This is a genomic window from Ochrobactrum sp. CGA5 (genome assembly GCF_006345815.1).
In the GTDB taxonomy this organism is placed as follows: Bacteria; Pseudomonadota; Alphaproteobacteria; order Rhizobiales; family Rhizobiaceae; genus Brucella.
The window spans coordinates 1-1,931 of record NZ_VCIG01000022.1 but is presented as its reverse complement, the minus strand read 5'-3'; the positions used below and the strand labels follow the sequence as shown (position 1 = coordinate 1,931).

The following is a 1,931-nucleotide window of genomic DNA, read 5'->3' as shown; positions in this document are numbered from 1 at the left end:
ATCGGGTAGGAGGGCATTTTAGGCCCTCCCCCCACACCACCGTACGTACGGTTCCGTATACGGCGGTTCATGAAGCGTAGTGTAGGCGTCGATGTTCCTTCAGGAACGAGATCAGCCCGAGCTTGGTGAAGTAGGCATTGGGTAAGGCTTCGTGCATGTGCGGGGTTCTTGCATTCCACCATGGTCCCCGGCCATTGCTGGCACTTATCCATGCACGCTCCTTCTTGATGCCCCGTTGCATCAGGTTTCTTGCGCACGCGGCTGGTTTCGCCCATTGCCGCCACAGGGTCGCCCGCAGTTTGCGGTGAACCCATCCATCCAGTTCCTCAAACGTCCCCTTCACATCGGCCAGCTTGAAGTAGGCTGTCCAACCGCGCAGGATCGGCACAAGTTCCTTGATGATGACGTCAATGGCCCGGCCACGCCCAGCCCGGAACTGGGCTTTCAGTTTACCACGAAGACGTTTCACACTTTGTACCGCCACCTTAAGGCGGGGCATACGGTGAGCCGTCATTGAGTAGCCCAGAAAGACCCGGTTACATGGACGATCAACAGCGCTCTTGGTGGCGTTGACCTTCAGCTTCAGCCTCTTTTCAAGGAAGGTGGTGAGCGAAGCCATCACCCGTTGACCGGCACGCATTGACCGCACATAGATATTACAGTCGTCGGCGTAGCGGCAGAAGCGATGTCCGCGCTGTTCCAGTTCCTTGTCCAGATCGTCGAGCAAGACGTTTGATAATAGCGGAGACAGCGGACCGCCCTGCGGCGTTCCCTCGCTTCGCATTGTCGTCATCCCGCCCATCATCAACCCGGCTTGCAGATAGCGGCGGATCAACCGCAGCACCCGTTTGTCGTAAACCTTGCGCGCCACTCGTGCCATCAGCATATCGTGGTTTACCCGGTCGAAGAACTTCTCCAGGTCAAGATCGACCACAACGCGGTAACCGTCGGCCACATGGGACCGCGCGGCAAGGATCGCATCATGGGCACTCCGCTCCGGCCGAAAGCCGAAAGAGGAATTGGAGAAGTCTGGGTCGAAGATCGGCATCAGCACCTGATGTATCGCCTGCTGGATGAGCCGGTCGAGAACCGTGGGAATGCCAAGAAGGCGGTTCCCGCCACCGGGCTTGGGGATTTCAACCCCGCGCACCGGCGCTGGCTCATACCGCCCCGCCAAAAGGTCTTCCCTAATGCGCGGCCAATGCGATACCAGATGCTGCTTCAGGTCGCCAACGCTCATCTTGTCGATGCCCGCCGCTCCCTTGTTCGACACCACCCGGTGTAAGGCCGCCATCATGTTTTCGCGACTGATGATCATTTCCATCAGTTGCATCGCTGCCTTCGGTTGTGAGGTGGACGGTCCTGCCGTGACGTTCGATGCGCCCAAGGCATCCTCTCGCGGCTTCCGGCCACTACCTTCCGCATGGGCATGGGGAATTTCGGCCCCATTGTCTGCATCTGCTGTCGTCATCGAAAGACCGTTCTCCATCCGACACTTCATGTTCAACCCTTCACCAGATGGTCCCGGCTACTACGGCATCTGCTGACTTCTGCCGCCCTGTCCCGTCGCTTCTCAGCCGCGGTAGCACACCGTTGCCGGTGGCGAGGCAACAGACCTCCCGAGGTAAGACGCGTGACCTTCATGCCATATACCTGTCGCATCTACAGCCGCATCATCCAGGTGAATATCGGGCTTTGGGTAAATGGGCCCCCTTGCCCTGATGCGACTGCCTCTTATGCGCTTCCTGTTCGTCAGGCCGGCACTTTGCTTACAGCTTCCTTCAGACCCCGCCTCACGACGACGCCCTTGCTGTTCGGCTAACGGTTCCCATCACCAGGGCCCGTAGAGGACTTTCACCTCCAAGTCATCGACCGGATACCATCCCGGTCAAACGGTGATTGCGCACCACGCGCCATGCTCGGCGCACCCA

At 59.0% G+C, this 1,931-nt stretch carries 1 protein-coding gene; it reads right to left on the bottom strand.

Annotated elements, in window-relative coordinates; translation table 11 throughout:
• Positions 1-67: 67 nt before the first annotated feature.
• The gene (gene ltrA / locus FJQ48_RS12590) at positions 68-1,471 is read right to left on the bottom strand and encodes a group II intron reverse transcriptase/maturase (protein ID WP_139975403.1); all 1,404 of its coding nucleotides are present in this window, start codon (positions 1,469-1,471) and stop codon (positions 68-70) included.
• Between the last annotated feature and the right edge of the window lie 460 nt (positions 1,472-1,931).

What these genes read in the sequence shown, in the direction of transcription:
- ltrA (WP_139975403.1), bottom strand. Translation starts at nt 1,471, where the DNA reads ATGACGACAGCAGATGCAGACAATGGGGCCGAAATTCCCCATGCCCAT.